Source organism: Streptomyces sp. URMC 124, from assembly GCF_051386455.1.
Lineage (GTDB): Bacteria > Actinomycetota > Actinomycetes > Streptomycetales > Streptomycetaceae > Streptomyces.
This window is the reverse complement of sequence record NZ_JBPQTS010000001.1, coordinates 117728-133939: the sequence shown is the minus strand read 5'-3', so window position 1 is coordinate 133939 and position 16212 is coordinate 117728. Positions and strand designations below refer to the sequence as shown.

Below are 16212 nucleotides of genomic sequence, written 5' to 3'. Positions count from 1 at the left end.
CGCCACCGCACCGCCCCGCCCCGGCCGGGCGGCGGCCGGACAGCCGGTGCCGGTCCTCTGGCTGGCGCTGCTCGCCGCCCCCATCGCCATGGGCGCCAACGCCCCCGTGCTGATCCTGCCCGGCATGGCCCGCTCCCTCGGCGTCCCCACTTCCACCGCCACCTGGCTGGTCACCGTCTTCGCCTGGGCGATGACCGTCGGCTCGCCGCTGGTCGCGGGGCTGATCCGGCAGCGCGGACTCCGTCCGGCCCTCCTCCTCAGCGCGGCGGCAGTCGCCGCCGGGACCGCCGTCGTCACCACCGCCCCCTGGCTGCCCCTCGCCCTCGCCGGGCGGGCCGTCCAAGCCGTCGGCGGCGCGGGCCTGGTCGCCGTCGCCATGAACCTCGCCGGATCCACCCGCCGCATGGGCGTCATCACCGCGGGCTTCGGGATACTCGGCGCCTCTGGCCCCCTGCTCGGCTCGCTCCTCGCGGACGCCGCCTCCTGGCGCCTCTCCCTCACCCTGTCCGCCCTCGCCCTCGTCGCGGCCCCCGTGGTCTGGCGTCACACCCGCCGCACCCCGCCCGCCGCCACCACCTTCGACGCCACCGGAGCCGGTCTCGTCGTCGCCCTGGCCTCCGCCCTCGTCCTCATCCCCACGGCCCCGCTGACCGCCGCCCTCGCCGCCCTGGCCGTCGCCGTCCCGCTCGTGCTCCACGCCAGGCGCCACCCGGACGGCTTCGTCCCCGCCGTCCTCCTGCGCTCGCCCGCCTTCATCGGATCCGCGCTCCTCGCCTGCGCGTTCTCCACTTCCTACTTCGCCCTCCTCTTCAGCCTGCCGCGCCTGATCGCCCGGCGCACCCCTTGGAGCGCCGACGCCATCGGCACCGGGCAGCTCGTCGCCCTCCTGGTCGGCTCCGCCCTCTCGTGGCTCCTGGCCGCGGCCGCCGGGCGCCTGGGACACCGCATCGTCCTCACCGTCCTGATCACTCTCGGCGCCCTCGCGCCGCTCACCGCGGCCGTGGCCTCCTGGGGTCCGCTGCTCCTGCTCACCGCCACGATGGCCGTCCTCGTCTCCACCGGCAGCAACGCCGTCCTGTCGCTCCGCGCCGCCAAGGACGCCCCCGATCACCAGCGCCCCACGGCGATCGGCCTGTTCGTCCTCTGCTACCAGCTGGGTGGTGCGCTCGGGCCCGCGCTCGCGGCGCTGCTGGTCCTGAAGTGAGACGAGGGGCGCGCACGGACGTGCGCCACACGGTCCGCGGTGTCGGAGGGCAGCTCGTCGAAATGGTCGCGGTAGTCGCCGGCGAAGCGACCCAGGTGGGAGACGCCCCACCGGTAGGCGATGGTGCCGACGTTGTCGGTCGTGGTGAGGATGTCCTGGCGGATCCGGTCCAGCCGCAGGTTGCGTACGTAGGACATAGGACATGGGCGACAGGCCGAGCCGGTCGCGGAAGGCGGAGCTGATGGTCCGCGGGGCGCAGCCGGCCGCCTCGGCGATGTCGCCCAGGGTGATGCGCTCGGCGAGGTCGGCCTCGACGAACGCGAGCGCCGCGTGCAAGGAGCGCGGGTGGCCCGGTTGAGGACCGTCGCGCAACTCGTCGGTGTGCGAGTGCGGCTGGGCCAGGAGCAGCGCGGTGACGATGCAGCGGATCTGGCTGCGCCGGAGTTCGGCGCGCTGGAACAGGGGGTCTGCCGAGTCCAGTTGCTCCAGGAGGGAGCGGACGAGGAGCCCTACGGCCCGGCCCTCGGGCTTGACCCTGTCCAGGGCGAAGTCGAAGCGCACGGTGGACCGCGGCGGACCGGCGACGAGCACCGAGGTCTCCACCAGCGTTCGGCACCGCTGGGTGCGTCGGCTTATGAACGCCTTGAGCCCCGTGCCGACCGACTCGTGCCGCCCCGGCTCCCGGGCCGGCACCAGGCCGTCCTCGATGGCCAGGGCCGCACCACTGGCCGTCTGCGGAGCGGGTGCGTGGGCGGCGTCGCCGATGACCACGCTGCTGCCGCGATTCCAGTCGCCTTGAAGGAAGTGCGTCTGCACCGGGCGGCGCACCACCGACTCGGATGCGGACACCAGCGGGGCGAGTTCCGCCTTCCCGGCAATGGATGCCGGTGCCCCACGACGGGCGCTGCACCAGCGCCCTCCACACCATCTGCCCGTGATAGCCGAGCGAGGCCCGAAGGCCCAGCAATTCCCGTGCCGAGGAACGTATTCCGTCCGCGCCGACGACGAGTGCGGCCTGTCGCTCGGTCCCGTCCGACAGCCGCACGCGGACCAGCTCGGCCTCCTGGTCCACCGCCGTGACGGTCAGCCCGTGGTGCACCGCCACGCCGCACCGCTCGGCTTCCGTGTGCAGGATGCGGTGCAGTACGGGACGTGTGATGCCGGCCATCGCCGGCCGCCGCGCGCCGATCAGGCGCCGCAACTCGATCCGGTCCGCGGGCTCGCCGTGCACATCCACATGCGTAATCACGCTGATGCCGTGGCCTCCGGCAAGACACGCCTCCGCAGGCCCCAGCTCGGCCAGCGCGCGCAGTGAGGGCCCGGTCAGGCACAGCCCCCAGGTGGTCGCCGCGGTCAGGCCGGCGACACCCGCGCCCACGATCAGGGCCGTCCGCACACCGCGAGCGCGGCAGTCGGCAGTTGTCGTCAGGCGGTGGTGGCCGAGCGCTCGCGCCACCAGGCCACTGTTGCCTTTATCTGCTCGTCGAGCGGTGTGGCTCGGACGGTGAATGCGGTTTCGTAGGCGCCGGAGTCGACCGTGAACGGGCGGTCGAACTGGTAGCGGACCTCTTTGAGTTCGCGGAGGAGAGGGGAGACGAGGGACGCGATGCTCAGGACAGCCGGGGAGAGTCTGCGGACCGCGACCGGGGCCGTTCCTGCCTCGGTGGCGAGGTGGGCGGTCATCTCGCGGGTGGACAGCGCGGGCCGGGTCGGGACGTGCCAGGCTCTTCCCCAGGCCTGCTCCTCGCCCGCGACCTCGATCAGGGCGCGGGCCACGTCGGGCAGGTAGGTCCAGCTGTGCGGGGCGTCCGGGTCGCCGAGGACGGAGACCGGCTTACCGCGCAGGAGGCGGGGGAGGACCCGGGCGGCCAGGTGGCCGCCGTCGGTCACGCCGGGACCGAAGAAGTCCGAGGCGCGCACCTCGACCGCCTTGATACGGCCCTGCTCGTGCAGCTTGCGGGCCTGCTCCCACACGGCGGCGCGGGTCTTGCCCTTGGGACCGGTCGCGGCGAGCGGGAGGTCCTCGGTCAGGGGGCCGTCCACGGGGCCGTAGCCGTAGAGGTTGCCGAGCATGACCAGGACCGCCCCGCTCGCCTCGGCCGCCGCGCACAGCGACGAGGCGAGCGGCGGCCAGTCGTTCGCCCAGCGGTGGTACGGCGGTGCGGCACAGCTGAAGATCGCGGTCGCGCCCCGCGCAGCCCCGGTCAGCCGCTCGGCGTCCGTCGCGTCGAGCGCGACGTGCTCGATGCCGGGCTCGGGGCTCCGCCCCGACCTGGTGACGACCCGTACCTCATGACCCTGCCCGGCCAGCAGCCGGGCAGTGGCCGCCCCCGCGGGGCCGTATCCCACCACTACATAAAGACTCACATGCGAACACTAGCGCGAGCGTGTGCGTCTACCGGTGGGTGAACTCCGGCGGGCGCTTCTCCACGAACGCCGCCATGCCCTCCTTCTGGTCCGCCGTCGCGAAGACCGCGTGGAACAGCCGCCGTTCGAACCGGACCCCTTCGGCGAGTGTGGTCTCGAAGGCGCGGTTGACGGCCTCCTTGGCCATCATCGCCACGGGAGCCGACATGCCCGCCACCGTCTCGGCGACCGCGAGCGCCTCGGAGAGGAGTTCCGCGGCGGGCACGATCCTCGATACGAGGCCGGCGCGCTCGGCCTCCTCCGCGTCCATGGTGCGTCCGGTCAGACACAGCTCCATCGCCTTGGCCTTGCCGACCGCGCGGGTCAGCCGCTGCGAGCCGCCGATGCCGGGGATGACGCCGAGCTTGATCTCCGGCTGGCCGAAGACCGCCGTGTCGGCGGCGAGCAGGACGTCGCACAGCATCGCCAGCTCGCAGCCGCCGCCGAGCGCGTAGCCGGAGACGGCCGCGACGGTGGGGGTGCGCAGCTGCGCCAGGCGGTCCCACGCGGTGAACCAGTCGCTGAGGTACATGTCCATGTAGCCCTGCGGGCGCATCTCCTTGATGTCGGCGCCCGCGGCGAAGGCCTTCTCGGAGCCGGTGAGGACGATGCAGCCCACGTCCGGGTCGCGGTCGAGTGCCTCGGTCGCGGCCACGACCTCCTCCATGACCCGGAGGTTGAGGGCATTGAGAGCCTTGGGGCGGTTGAGCGTCAGGAGGGCGGTGCGGCCCTTGCGCGCTACGAGGATGGTCTCGTAGGCCCCATAGGGCTCGTGGGTCTCGTCGGCGGGGTCAGTCGCGTTCTTCATGCCGGGGTTCCGTTCTGAGAGGTGTGGCCCTCGGAGGCTTCAGAGGCTTCAGAGGCTTCGGAAGGTGTGGAGCGCCGCCGGACGGCCCGCACGATGCCCGAGAAGTCCAGGTCCGCGCCCTCGCCCTCCGCGAACTCCGCGTACATCCGTGCGGCCCGTCGGCCCAGCTCCGCGTCGACGCCACCCGCTCGGGCCGCGTTCGCCGCCAGCCCGAGGTCCTTGGCCATCAGCGGCGCGGCGAACCCCGGTGCGTAGTCGCGAGCCGCGGGGCTGCCCGGGACCGGGCCCGGGACGGGGCAGTTCACCGTCAGTGCCCAGCACTGGCCGGACGCGGTGGAGGCCACGTCGAACAGGGCCTGGTGGCTCAGGCCCAGGCTCTCGCCCAGGACGAACGCCTCGCTCACCGCGATCATCGAGATGCCCAGGATCATGTTGTTGCAGACCTTGGCCGCCTGGCCCGCGCCCGCGGCCCCGCAGTGCACGGCCTTCTTCCCCATCGCCAGCAACAGCGGCTCCGCGCGGGCGAAGTCCGCCGCCTCCCCGCCGGCCATGAAGGTGAGAGTGCCGGCCTCGGCGCCGACGACGCCCCCGGAGACCGGGGCGTCCAGCGGCCGGTGACCGGCAGCGAGCACGGCCTCGTGCGCCGTCCGGGCGTCGGCCACGTCGATGGTGGAGCAGTCCACGAACAACGTGCCCGGCCGCGCCGCCGCGAGGAGTCCTTCGCCGCCGTAGAGGGCCAGGACATGGCGGCCGACCGGCAGCATGGTGATGACCACGTCCGCGCCGGCGGCCGTCTCGGCGGCCGATCCGACCGTCTCGACGCCCGCTTCCGCCGCCGCGGCGCGCATCCCCGGCACCACGTCGTAGCCGATGACGCGGTGTCCGGCCTTGACCAGGTTGGCGGCCATGGGGCCGCCCATGTGACCGAGTCCCACGAATCCCACCACGCTGCTCACCACGGCACCTCCTGCAGGGCGTCACCGGTGGCGAGGCGCAGCTCCCGCTCTCCCAGCGGCGCGAAGTACCGGGCCACGTCCGCTTCGCTCACCTCGGCGAGCGTGGCGGGGGACCACCTGGGGTCACGGTCCTTGTCGATCACCTGGGCGCGGATGCCCTCGACGAGGTCCGGCGAGGTCAGCGCCGCGCAGGAGATGCGGTACTCCTGCTCCAGGACCCGCTCCAGCGGCCCGAGTTCCCGCGCGCGGCGCAGGGCGGCGAGCGTCACCTTCACGGCGGTGGGCGACTTGGCGGCGAGCGCACCCGCGGCGTCCCGGGCCGCGGGCACACCGCAGCCCAGCAGCCGGTCCACGATCTCCTCGACCGTGTCCGCCGCGTAGCAGTGGTCGATCCACTCCCGCGCGTCGTCCAGCAGGCCGGGCGGCGCAGGGCGGACGTACGCGGCGAGGACGTCGTGCACCGGCTTCAGCGCCAGGTCCCCGACCAGCCCGGGCAGCTGCTCCGACGGGACGTAGTGGTCCGCGAGCCCGCACAGCAGGGCGTCCGCCGCGCCCACGACGGCACCGGTCAGGGCCAGATGGGTGCCCAGCTCACCGGGGGCCAGTCCGAGGAGGTACGTGCCCCCGACGTCGGGGACGAGGCCGATGCCCGTCTCGGGCATGGCCACCCGCGAGCGCTCGGTGACGATCCGTACGCTGCCGTGCGCGGAGACGCCGACGCCGCCACCCATGACGATGCCGTCCATGACGGCCACGTACGGCTTGGGATAGCGGGCGATCAGGGCGTTGAGCCGGTACTCGTCGCGAAAGAAGTCCGCCGACGCGGACCCTCCGGTGCGCGCGCACTCGTGGATGGAGCGGATGTCGCCGCCGGCGCACAGCCCGCGCTCGCCCGCGCCCGTGATGACCACGGTCCCGACGGCGGGGTCCTTCTCCCATTCGGCCAGGGCCTCACCGATGCGGAGCACCATGGCGTGGGTGAGGGCGTTGAGGGCCTCGGGGCGGTTGAGGGTGATGTAGGCCGCGCATCCTTCGGTGTGCAGCAGGACGTCGTCCGTCCGCAGCACGTCGTCGGTCCGCAGCAGGGTGCGGTCGGTGGAGTCGGTCGAGTCGGTGGAGTCGGCGGAGGTGGCGGAGCCGGTGCGGTCCGGCGTCATCGGACGGCGCCCGTCAGTCCGCGGGCCACGATGAGGCGCATGATCTCGTTCGTTCCTTCCAGGATCCGGTGCACCCTGAGATCGCGGACGATCTTCTCGATGCCGTATTCGCTGAGGTAGCCGTAGCCGCCGTGCAACTGGAGGGCCTTGTCGGCCACTGCGAAGCCGGTGTCGGTGGCGAACCGCTTGGCCATCGCGCACAGCTGCGCAGCCTGCGGGAGCCGTTGGTCCAGGGCCTCCGCCGCCTGGCGGACGAGCGCTCTGGCGGCCGCCAGCTCGGTCGCCATGTCGGCGAGCTCGAACTGCAGGGCCTGCGCGTGGAGCAGCGGCGCTCCGAACGCCTCGCGGTCCGCGAGGTAGGCCAGGCTGCGGTGGAGCGCGCTCTGCGCCCCGCCGAGGGAGCAGGCGGCGATGCCGAGGCGGCCGCCGTTGAGTCCGTGCATGGCGATGCGGAAGCCGTCGCCCTCGGCGCCGAGCCGGCGGCCGGCCGGGACGCGCACGCCGTCGAGGACGACCTGGCGGGTGGGCTGGGCGTTCCAGCCCATCTTCTTCTCGTCGGGGCCGAAGGACAGCCCGGGGTCGTCGCGTTCGACGACGAAGGCCGTGACGCCCCGGGGGCCCGGCTCGCCGGTGCGGGCCATCACGATGTAGACGTGCGAGGTGCCCGCGCCGGAGATGAACTGCTTGACGCCCGTGAGGACGTAGTGGTCGCCGTCGCGCTCGGCGCGCGTGCGCAGCGCGGCCGCGTCGGACCCGGCGCCCGGTTCGGTCAGGCAGTAGCTGCCCAGGAAGTCCATGGAGCACAGGGCCGGGAGCAGGCGGGCACGCTGGGCCTCGTCGCCGTAGCGGTCGATCATCCAGGCGACCATGTTGTGGATGGAGAGGTAGCCGGCGATGGACGGGCAGCCGGTGGCCAGCGTCTCGAAGATCACGACGCCGTCGGAGCGGGTCAGGCCGGAGCCTCCGGAGGACTCGCGGACGTAGACGCCGCCGAGCCCGAGGTCCGCGCCCTTGCGCAGGACGTCGACCGGGAAGTGCTTGCCCTGGTCCCAGGCGACGGCGTGCGGGGCGAGGTGTTCCTCGGCGAAGTCCAGCGTCGTCTCGGCGATCGCCAGCTGCTCCTCGGAGAGCATGGTGCCGGTCATGTTCCTGGTCGTGGTCGTTGTCACCGTCGTCACCGCCGTCATCACCGCATCGTGGGAAGGGTGAAGCTCGCGCCCTCCTTGACCCCGGAGGGCCAGCGCGAGGTGACGGTTTTCGTACGGGTGTAGAAGCGGATCGCGTCCGGGCCGTGCTGGTTGAGGTCGCCGAAGCCGGAGCGCTTCCAGCCGCCGAAGGTGTGGTACGCCACCGGTACGGGGATGGGCACGTTGACGCCGACCATGCCGGTGTTCACCCGGCGGGTGAAGTCCCGCGCGGTGTCCCCGTCCCGGGTGAAGATCGCCACGCCGTTTCCGTAGGGGTGCTCGCTGGGCAGCCGCAGGGCCTCCTCGTAGTTCGCGGCGCGGACGATGCAGAGCACCGGGCCGAAGATCTCCTCCCGGTAGACGCGCATGCTCGTCGAGACGCGGTCGAAGAGGGTCGCTCCGGCGAAGAAGCCGTTCTCGTGGCCGGGCAGGACGAAACCGCGGCCGTCCACGACCAGTTCGGCGCCCTCCGTGGTGCCGATGTCCACGTAGCGGCGCATGCGGTCGAGGGCCTCCCGGCTCACCAGCGGGCCGAAGTCGGCGTCCGGGTCGTCGGAGCGGCCGATGCGCAGCGCGCCGATGCGCTCCTTGAGCTTGGCGACCAGGGCGTCCGCGGTCTCCTCGCCGACGGGGACGGCGACGGAGATCGCCATGCAGCGCTCGCCCGCCGACCCGTACCCCGCGCCGATCAGGGCGTCGGCCACCTGGTCGAGGTCGGCGTCCGGCATCACGATCATGTGGTTCTTGGCGCCGCCGAAGCACTGGGCGCGCTTGCCGCGGGCCGCGGCGGTGGCGTAGATGTGCGCGGCGATCGGCGTGGAGCCGACGAAGCCGACAGCCTGCACCCTGGGGTCCTCCAGCAGGGTTTCGACGGCCTCCTTGCCGCCGTTGACCACGTTGAAGACGCCCGGCGGCAGCCCCGCCTCCAGGAAGAGCTCCGCGAGCCGCAGAGGTACGGACGGGTCGCGCTCGGAGGGCTTGAGGACGAACGCGTTCCCGCACGCGAGGGCGGGTGCGGCCTTCCACAGCGGGATCATCGCGGGGAAGTTGAAGGGGGTGATGCCGGCGGTGACGCCGAGGGGGCTGCGCAGCGAGTGGACGTCGATGCCCGTACCGGCGTTGTCCGTGAACTCGCCCTTGAGCAGGTGCGGGATGCCGGCGGCGAACTCGACGACCTCCAGGCCGCGCTGGAGGTCGCCGTGGGCGTCGGCGATCGTCTTGCCGTGCTCGGCCGACAGCAGGCGGGCCAGCGCCTCCCGTTCGCCGTCGACCAGCTGCAGGAACCGCAGCAGGACGCGGGCGCGGCGCTGCGGGTTCCACTCGCCCCACTCCGGCTGGGCGGCCGCCGCACCGGCGATCGCGGCGGTGGTCTCCTCGTGCCCGGCCAGGGGCACCCGGGCCTGTACGGCACCGGTGTTGGGGTCGTACACGTCGGTGAAGAGCCCCGACGTTCCGGGCGTGTGCTTACCGCCGATGAAATGTGTCAGTTCACGGACCATGGAAGCCTGCTCTCGTCAGGTCAGGTGAGATCCGGGGATGGGCATGGGGGCTCCTGGGGCCACGCGGCTCCGGGAGGAGCTACGCGTGCGCGCTCGGGTGCGCGCGCTCCGCCGGATCACCAGGGTCGTGGTCGTGAACACGGACCGGTGCCATGCGTGTCTGCTCCATCCTCGTGGACAACACGGAACACCCCGCGGCCGGTATCCTGACTCCCGGATCACCGCGCGCCGCCAGCCTTCCCGACGCATGGAACATCGCGTCAGTGGCGTGCTGTCGACGGCACACTCCCCGGTCACAGTGGCGGGACCGTGCCGGAATCGCACCGGCTTCCCTGCACCGCGGGCCTTGGTCACGAACATATAGTTGGACGTCCTAGTAAGTCCACCCCGGTTTTTGCGGCGCCTTCTCACCGGCCCCCTTCTCACCGGGCCCCGTCCTCTGCCACCGGATACGGCACGAACGTGCTGCTGTTCTCGTCGATCGCGAGGGTGCGGCCGAGCGGCGGCACGGCCCGCTGCGGGCAGTCGAGGCGTTCGCAGATGCGGCAGCCCATGCCGATGGGCGTGGCCGCGGAGGCGTTGCCGAGGTCGAGCCCGTCGGAGTAGACGAGCCGGGCGGCGTGCCGGATCTCGCAGCCGAGCCCGATGGCGAACGTCTTGCCGGGCTCGCCCCACCCCCCGCGCTGACGGGTGACGGTGCGGGCGGTCCACAGGTAGCGCTGCCCGTCGGGCATGGCGGCGATCTGGACGTGGATGCGCCCGGGGGCGGCGAAGGCCTCGTAGACGTTCCACAGCGGGCACGTGCCACCCGCCCGCGAGAAGTGGAAGCCGGTCGCCGACTGGCGCTTGGACATGTTGCCCGCGCGGTCCACGCGGACGAACGAGAAGGGCACGCCCCGCAGCCGCGGCCGCTGGAGCGTGCTGAGCCGGTGGCAGACCGTCTCGTAGCCGACGCCGAAGTGGTCGGTGAGCCGCTCGATGTCGTAACGCAGCTCCTCCGCCGTCGCGTGGAAGGCGGCGTACGGCAGGACCAGCGCTGCGGCCACGTAGTTGGCGATGCCGATGCGCGCGAGCGACCACGCGGCCGAGCCCTCTTCGTAGTCCTCGGAGGCGAGCGCGGACAGCTCCCCGGCGAATTCGAGCAGCGCCAGTTGCGTGGCCATGCGGAAGGCCCGCTGACCGGGGCGGAGCCGGCCGGAGAGGTGCAGGGTCCGGCGCGCGGGATCGTAGTGGTGGAGGCGGCCGGAGTCCGTGGCCAGCCGGACGGCGTGGTGCTGCGCGAGGCGCCCGGCCAGGGCCGGGAGCACTCCGCCGGGGCGGACGCCCATGCCGGCGGCCAGTTCCTCCGCCGCGGTGTCGAGGTCGTGGAGGTAGTTCTGGCGGCGGTAGAAGAACTCCCGGACCTCCTCGTGGGGAGAGCGGGGCGCGGCCGGGCCCGCGCCGCCGCTGCCGCCCCGGCCGTCGGCGGCCTCCGCCAGGCGCTCGGTCAGGGCCTGGTTGCGGCGGCCGAGGTCGAGCAGGACGGCTGCGACCGCGGGCAGGCGCGAGGCGAGCTCGGACAGCTCCGACGGCGAGACGCGGGCGGCGGAGAGGTCGTCGGCGAGCGCTTCCCGCAGGTCGGCGAGGACCCGCGTGGTGCCGGCGTCGGAGAAGAAGGCGGGGTCGACGCCGAACGCCTCGGTCAGCCGCAGCAGGACGGGGACGGTCAGCGGACGGGAGTCGTGCTCCATCTGGTTCAGGTAGCTCGGGGATATCCCCAGCACGCGGGCGAACTCGGCCTGGCTCAGCCGCCGCTCCTCGCGCAGCCTCCGCAGCCGGGCACCCGCATAGGTCTTGCTCACCGTCGACTCCTGTCCGCGTTCGGATGGGGAATTGAACCTTCGCAGACTTGGCGAAACGTGCGGGGAAGATTCGCAACACTTGACAGAGGGCCAGGCTTGATGGCACGCAGTGCCACTGCCAGAGTCGTAGTGCGGCCCGGCGGAACCAGCCGGAATCAGGCCGGGGTCACGCAGAACCCGGGACCGACAGAGCCTTTGCGTACCCGGTCGCGGCACGGCGGGCCACGACAACACAGGGAGAGCGGCTTCCCTTCGCAGGATTCACAGAACCCAGCACCGACGGGAGACGACCATGACCCAGGCACGGACGACGGCGGCGGAAGCACTGGCGGAGCGGTGGGCGACCGACCCCCGCTGGAAGGGCATCGAACGCACCTACACCGCGGAGGACGTCCTCCGGCTGTCCGGCAGCGTCCGCGAAGAGCACACCCTGGCCCGCCGCGGCGCCGAGCGCCTGTGGCGGCAGCTGCACGAACGCGACTACATCCACGCGCTCGGCGCCCTCACCGGCGGCCAGGCCGTGCAGATGGTGCGGGCAGGGCTGCAGGCGATCTACCTCTCCGGCTGGCAGGTCGCCGCCGACGCCAACCTGGCCGGGCACACCTACCCCGACCAGAGCCTCTACCCCGCCAACTCCGTGCCGCAGGTCGTGCGGCGCATCAACAACGCCCTGCTGCGCGCCGGCCAGATAGCGACCGCCGAAGGCACCGACACGGCCGTCGACTGGCTCGCACCGATCGTCGCCGACGCCGAGGCCGGCTTCGGCGGCCCCCTCAACGCCTTCGAGCTCACCAAGGCGATGATCGCGGCCGGTGCCGCCGGCATCCACTACGAGGACCAGCTCGCCTCCGAGAAGAAGTGCGGCCACCTCGGCGGCAAGGTCCTCGTCCCCACCGCCCAGCACATCCGCACCCTCAACGCCGCCCGTCTCGCCGCCGACATCGCCGACGTGCCCACCCTGATCGTGGCCCGCACCGACGCCCTCGCCGCCACCCTCCTCACCAGCGACGTCGACGAGACCGACGCGCGGTTCTGCACCGGCGAGCGCACGGCCGAGGGCTTCTACCGGGTCGAGAACGGCATGGCGCCGGTCATCGCCCGCGGCCTGGCCTACGCCCCCCACGCCGACCTCATCTGGGTCGAGACCGGCACCCCGGACCTGGCCCAGGCCCGCGAGTTCGCCGAGGCCCTCCACGCCCGCCACCCCGGCAAGATGCTGGCCTACAACTGCTCGCCCTCGTTCAACTGGAAGGCTGCGCTGGACGACGACCGGATCGCCAAGTTCCAGCGCGAACTCGGTGCCATGGGCTACCGCTTCCAGTTCATCACCCTGGCCGGCTTCCACTCCCTCAACCACGGCATGTTCGACCTCGCCCGCGGCTACGCCGAGCACGGCATGACCGCCTACGTCGACCTGCAGGAGCGGGAGTTCGCGGCCCAGGCCGACGGCTTCACCGCCGTCAAGCACCAGCGCGAGGTCGGCACCGGCTATTTCGACCTGGTCTCGACCGCCGTCAACCCCGCCTCCTCCACCACCGCGCTCGCCGGCTCCACCGAGGCGGAGCAGTTCCACTAGGGGCGGCCGGGCCCCGCGTCGTACGGGCCCTCCGGCAGGACGAGCCTCCCGTCCGGACCCCACCACCGCTCCGATGGAGACCCCGCATGCCCATCACCGAACTGTCCGCACGCGTCGAGGTCCTCGGCCCGCCGGGCGACCGCCACGACGAGATCCTCACCCCCGAGGCACTGGACTTCACCGGCCGCCTCGTCACGGCCTTCGCCGGCCGGCGCGCCGAACTGCTCAGGGAGCGCCGCCGCCGCGCCCTGCTCCTCGCCTCCGGTGCCGCCCTCGACTTCCCCCTCGTCACCTCCGCCGTGCGCACCGACCCCGTCTGGCGCGTCGCACCGCCCGCGCCGGGCCTGACCGACCGCCGGGTGGAGATCACCGGACCGCCCGAACGGCGCATGACCGTCAACGCCCTCAACTCCGGCGCGCAGGTGTGGATGGCCGACTTCGAGGACGCCACCTCGCCCACCTGGGAGAACATCGTCGCCGGGCAGCTGAACCTGCTCGACGCCATCGAGCGGCGCATCGACTTCACCACGCCCGGAGGCAAGCGGTACGAGCTCGGCGAGCGGCTCGCGACCCTCATGGTCCGCCCCCGCGGCTGGCACCTCACGGAGGCGCACCTCACCGTCGGCGGCAAGCCCGCCCCCGCCGCGCTCGTGGACTTCGGCCTGTACTTCTTCCACTGCGCGCAGCGGCAGATCGACGCCGGGCACGGGCCGTACTTCTACCTGCCCAAGCTCGAGAACCGCTACGAAGCCCGCCTGTGGAACGACGTGTTCGTCCTCGCCCAGGAACTGCGGGGCATCCCGCGCGGCACGGTCCGCGCGACCGTCCTGATCGAGACGGTGACCGCCGCCTTCGAAATGGAGGAGATCCTCCACGAACTGCGCGAGCACAGCGCCGGGCTCAACGCGGGCCGCTGGGACTACCTCTTCAGCGTCATCAAGAACTTCGCCCACCGCCCCGACTTCGTCCTCCCCGACCGGGCCGAGGTCACCATGACGGCCCCCTTCCTGCGCGCCTGCACCGAGCTGCTCGTGCGCACCTGCCACCGGCGGGGCGCCCACGCGATCGGCGGGATGGCCGCGCACGTACCGAGCCGGGACAAGGAGGCCGACGCGGCCGCGCTCGCCAAGGTGCGGCTCGACAAGGAGCGCGAGGCCGAGGACGGCTTCGACGGCTCCTGGGTCGCCCACCCCGGTCTCGTCCCCGTCTGCCGCGACGTCTTCGACGCCGTCCTCGACGGCCGGCCGCACCAGATCGACCGCACCCGCGACGACGTCGACGTGCGCGCCGCCGACCTGCTCGCCGTCCGCCGCGTCAGCGGCCCGCCGACGCACGAGGGCATCCGCGCGAACATCGCTGTTGCCTTGCGCTACTTCGATGCCTGGCTGCGCGGCAGCGGAGCCGTCGCCCTCCACGGCCTGATGGAGGACGCCGCCACCGCCGAGATCGCCAGATGCCAGATCTGGCAGTGGATACGCCACGGCGCCGTCGACCGCGGCACCGTGTGCGCACTCCTCGACACGGAAACGGCAGCGCTGTCCGCGGAACTGCCGCACGCCCGCGCCGAGCAGGCCCGCGCCGTCTTCGAACGCACCGCCCTGGCGAGGGAACTGCCCGCGTTCTTCACCGCAGACGCCTACGACCGCCACCTCACGCGGCCGCGCCCCGCCCGCCGGCCGGAGGTGCGCTCGTGAACGCCGGCATCCGACGGGTCGGCGTGGTCGGCGGCGGCCGGATGGGCGCCGGCATCGCCGAGGTCTGCGCCCGCACCGGACTCGACACCATCGTCTGCGAGGCGGACGCGACAGCCGCCCTCGCCGCCCGCGACCGGGTCGCGGCGTCTCTCGGCCGCGCCGTCGAGAAGGGCAAGCTGGACCGGGCCTCCGCCGAGGACGCCCTGGGCCGCCTCGTCTTCACCGGCAGTCTCGACGCACTGGCCGACCGCCACCTCGTCATCGAGGCCGTCGTCGAGAACCCGGACGTGAAGACCGAGGTCTTCGCCGCCCTGGACAAGATCGTTGAGGATCCCGGGGCGATCCTCGCGACCAACACCTCCTCCCTCCCCGTCATGCGCCTCGGCATGGCGACCCGCCGCGCCCACCGCGTCGTGGGCCTGCACTTCTTCAACCCCGTGCCTGTCCTTCCCCTGGTCGAGGTGATCTCCTCCCTGCACACCGCGCCGGAGACCGTCGCCGCGGTCGAAGGCTTCGCCGCCACCCTGGGCAAGACGGTCGTCCGCTCGCAGGACCGGGCCGGCTTCGTCGTCAACGCGCTGCTCGTCCCGTACCTCCTGTCGGCCGTGCGCATGGCCGAGTCGGGGTTCGCCACCGCCGCCGACGTGGACGCCGGCATGGAACTGGGCTGCGCCCACCCGATGGGCCCGCTCAAGCTCGCGGACCTCATCGGCCTGGACACCGTCGCCGCCATCGCCGAGTCCCTCTACGACGAGTTCAAGGAGCCCCTGTACGCGCCGCCGCCGCTGCTGCAGCGGATGGTGCAGGCGGGCCTCCTCGGACGCAAGACCGGACGGGGGTTCCACACCTACGGCGAGGGCTGAGCCGCTGCGGCCACGACCTCCGCGCCCCCGTACGCCCCGCCCGTTGTCAGTGGTCCCGTGCATGATCACCTCATGGCACGGAACACCACCGACGCGCTGCACACCCTCGCCCGCGAACACCTGCCCGCCGACATCGCCGAGCGGTGGATCGGACTCCTGCGGCCCGGCCTGGGCCTGCACGGGATCACGGACGCGACCGAGGGCACGGAGGCGGCCGAGGGCGCGGAGGCGGTCGTCGTCGGCCGGCTCGGCGGGCTGCCGGAGCTCCCCGAGAACGAGGAGTGGCCCGTGTGGGAGGGGCGCGGCCCGCTCACCTTCATCGCCTCCCTCGACTGCGCCGCACTGCCCTCCGCGGCCCTCGACATCGCCCTGCCGGAAGACGGCACCCTGTACTTCTTCTACTTCGACGGGCAGCTGGACGACGGCCGCGCGCAGGTCTCGCCCTACGAACCCGGCAGCCAGGCGGGCGCGCGCGTGCTGTACGTACCGGCGGGCGTCCGCCTCGTCGAGCGGCCGGCACCGGAGGGGATCCGGCCCTACACCGAAGTACGGCTGACGGCACGCGCGGAGACGACGGCCCCCTACTCCTGGCACCCCGTGGTCTACCGGGAGTTCGCCCCGATGCCCGACGACCACCCGCTGTGGGACGAGGACTTCCAGGAAGCCCTGTGGGACGTCCCGGGCGCGGGACACCTCGTCGGAGGCCACGCCGAGCCGGTGCAGGACGACGTGGAGTCCGAGGCCGCCTCCGTCGCCCTCGGCAACCCGCCGAACGACGACCCCCGCATCGGCGAGGAAGCACTGCGCTGGACGCTGCTCGCCCAGATCGACTCCGACGACGACGCCGGAATGATGTGGGGCGACTGCGGCGCCCTGTACTGGCTCATACGCCGGGAAGACCTCGCGGCTTGCCGCTTCGACCGTGCCGTGTTCACCTGGCAGTGCAGCTGACGGGAGCGTCGGCCGCGCCGCCGTCGCCTTCAAGACTCTTACGAGTTACTGAGGGTATTGACGTTCACCG

General features: G+C 72.7%; 13 protein-coding genes, 1 pseudogene and 1 riboswitch. Of the genes and pseudogenes, 5 read left to right on the top strand and 9 right to left on the bottom strand.

Annotation, left to right across the window (positions count from 1 at the left end; translation table 11 throughout):
• The coding region (locus tag ACSNOG_RS00580; RefSeq protein ID WP_436750478.1) for an MFS transporter at window positions 1-1204 on the top strand (1204 nt) is incomplete at its 5' end.
• Here ACSNOG_RS00580 and ACSNOG_RS00575 read toward each other — a convergent pair.
• The 9 genes and pseudogenes from ACSNOG_RS00575 to ACSNOG_RS00535 form a co-directional block, all read right to left on the bottom strand.
• Window positions 1147-1401: a helix-turn-helix domain-containing protein gene (locus tag ACSNOG_RS00575; protein WP_436750477.1), complete on the bottom strand. Its 255-nt coding sequence runs from the start codon at window positions 1399-1401 to the stop codon at window positions 1147-1149. The genes ACSNOG_RS00580 and ACSNOG_RS00575 overlap by 58 nt on opposite strands.
• An 815-nt stretch (window positions 1402-2216) precedes the next feature.
• Window positions 2217-2582, bottom strand: a pseudogene (locus ACSNOG_RS00570) (FAD-dependent monooxygenase); the annotation flags it as partial.
• A gap of 47 nt (window positions 2583-2629) precedes the next feature.
• Entirely contained in the window at window positions 2630-3571 is a 942-nt protein-coding gene (locus ACSNOG_RS00565; RefSeq protein ID WP_436750476.1) for an NAD-dependent epimerase/dehydratase family protein, read from the bottom strand.
• Window positions 3572-3599: 28 nt separating this feature from the next.
• The gene (locus ACSNOG_RS00560; protein WP_436750475.1) at window positions 3600-4418 is read right to left on the bottom strand and encodes an enoyl-CoA hydratase; all 819 of its coding nucleotides are present in this window, start codon (window positions 4416-4418) and stop codon (window positions 3600-3602) included.
• A complete protein-coding gene (gene mmsB / locus ACSNOG_RS00555) occupies window positions 4415-5374 on the bottom strand; it encodes a 3-hydroxyisobutyrate dehydrogenase (protein ID WP_436750485.1) in 960 nt (319 codons plus the stop codon). The genes ACSNOG_RS00560 and mmsB overlap by 4 nt, the downstream gene beginning before the upstream one ends.
• Window positions 5371-6531 (bottom strand): enoyl-CoA hydratase/isomerase family protein, encoded by a 1161-nt coding sequence (locus tag ACSNOG_RS00550; RefSeq protein WP_436750474.1) that lies wholly within the window; start codon window positions 6529-6531, stop codon window positions 5371-5373. The genes mmsB and ACSNOG_RS00550 overlap by 4 nt, the downstream gene beginning before the upstream one ends.
• Window positions 6528-7676 carry an acyl-CoA dehydrogenase family protein gene (locus tag ACSNOG_RS00545; protein ID WP_436750484.1) on the bottom strand — a complete coding sequence of 383 codons (1149 nt, stop codon included), beginning with the start codon at window positions 7674-7676 and terminating at the stop codon, window positions 6528-6530. Before ACSNOG_RS00545 ends, ACSNOG_RS00550 begins: the two co-directional genes overlap by 4 nt.
• 41 nt (window positions 7677-7717) lie before the next feature.
• Window positions 7718-9217, bottom strand: a complete 1500-nt coding sequence (locus ACSNOG_RS00540; protein ID WP_436750473.1) for a CoA-acylating methylmalonate-semialdehyde dehydrogenase — start codon at window positions 9215-9217, stop codon at window positions 7718-7720.
• A gap of 179 nt (window positions 9218-9396) precedes the next feature.
• Window positions 9397-9574, bottom strand: a riboswitch (cobalamin riboswitch).
• Window positions 9575-9639: 65 nt separating this feature from the next.
• On the bottom strand, window positions 9640-11058 hold the full coding sequence (locus tag ACSNOG_RS00535; protein ID WP_436750472.1) for a short-chain fatty acyl-CoA regulator family protein: 1419 nt from the start codon (window positions 11056-11058) through the stop codon (window positions 9640-9642).
• 292 nt (window positions 11059-11350) lie between these two features.
• On the opposite strand from ACSNOG_RS00535, the gene aceA reads away from it, so the two are divergent.
• The 4 genes from aceA (at window position 11351) to ACSNOG_RS00515 (ending at window position 16142) form a co-directional block, all read left to right on the top strand.
• Window positions 11351-12634: an isocitrate lyase gene (gene aceA / locus ACSNOG_RS00530; protein ID WP_436750471.1), complete on the top strand. Its 1284-nt coding sequence runs from the start codon at window positions 11351-11353 to the stop codon at window positions 12632-12634.
• 86 nt (window positions 12635-12720) lie between these two features.
• Window positions 12721-14328 (top strand): malate synthase A, encoded by a 1608-nt coding sequence (gene aceB, locus ACSNOG_RS00525; protein ID WP_436750470.1) that lies wholly within the window; start codon window positions 12721-12723, stop codon window positions 14326-14328.
• Complete coding sequence (locus tag ACSNOG_RS00520) at window positions 14325-15191, top strand: 3-hydroxybutyryl-CoA dehydrogenase (RefSeq protein ID WP_436750469.1); 867 nt, start codon at window positions 14325-14327, stop codon at window positions 15189-15191. Before aceB ends, ACSNOG_RS00520 begins: the two co-directional genes overlap by 4 nt.
• Window positions 15192-15263: 72 nt before the next feature.
• Entirely contained in the window at window positions 15264-16142 is an 879-nt protein-coding gene (locus ACSNOG_RS00515; protein ID WP_436750468.1) for a YwqG family protein, read from the top strand.
• Window positions 16143-16212 lie beyond the last annotated feature (70 nt).

Bases quoted from the DNA above. Each gene is read 5' to 3' on its own strand.
- ACSNOG_RS00540 (WP_436750473.1), bottom strand. From the start codon at position 9,217: ATGGTCCGTGAACTGACACATTTCATCGGCGGTAAGCACACGCCCGGA.
- ACSNOG_RS00545 (WP_436750484.1), bottom strand. From the start codon at position 7,676: ATGACCGGCACCATGCTCTCCGAGGAGCAGCTGGCGATCGCCGAGACG.
- aceA (WP_436750471.1), top strand. From the start codon at position 11,351: ATGACCCAGGCACGGACGACGGCGGCGGAAGCACTGGCGGAGCGGTGG.
- ACSNOG_RS00560 (WP_436750475.1), bottom strand. From the start codon at position 4,418: ATGAAGAACGCGACTGACCCCGCCGACGAGACCCACGAGCCCTATGGG.
- aceB (WP_436750470.1), top strand. From the start codon at position 12,721: ATGCCCATCACCGAACTGTCCGCACGCGTCGAGGTCCTCGGCCCGCCG.
- ACSNOG_RS00550 (WP_436750474.1), bottom strand. From the start codon at position 6,531: ATGACGCCGGACCGCACCGGCTCCGCCACCTCCGCCGACTCCACCGAC.
- ACSNOG_RS00515 (WP_436750468.1), top strand. From the start codon at position 15,264: ATGGCACGGAACACCACCGACGCGCTGCACACCCTCGCCCGCGAACAC.
- ACSNOG_RS00575 (WP_436750477.1), bottom strand. From the start codon at position 1,401: ATGTCCTACGTACGCAACCTGCGGCTGGACCGGATCCGCCAGGACATC.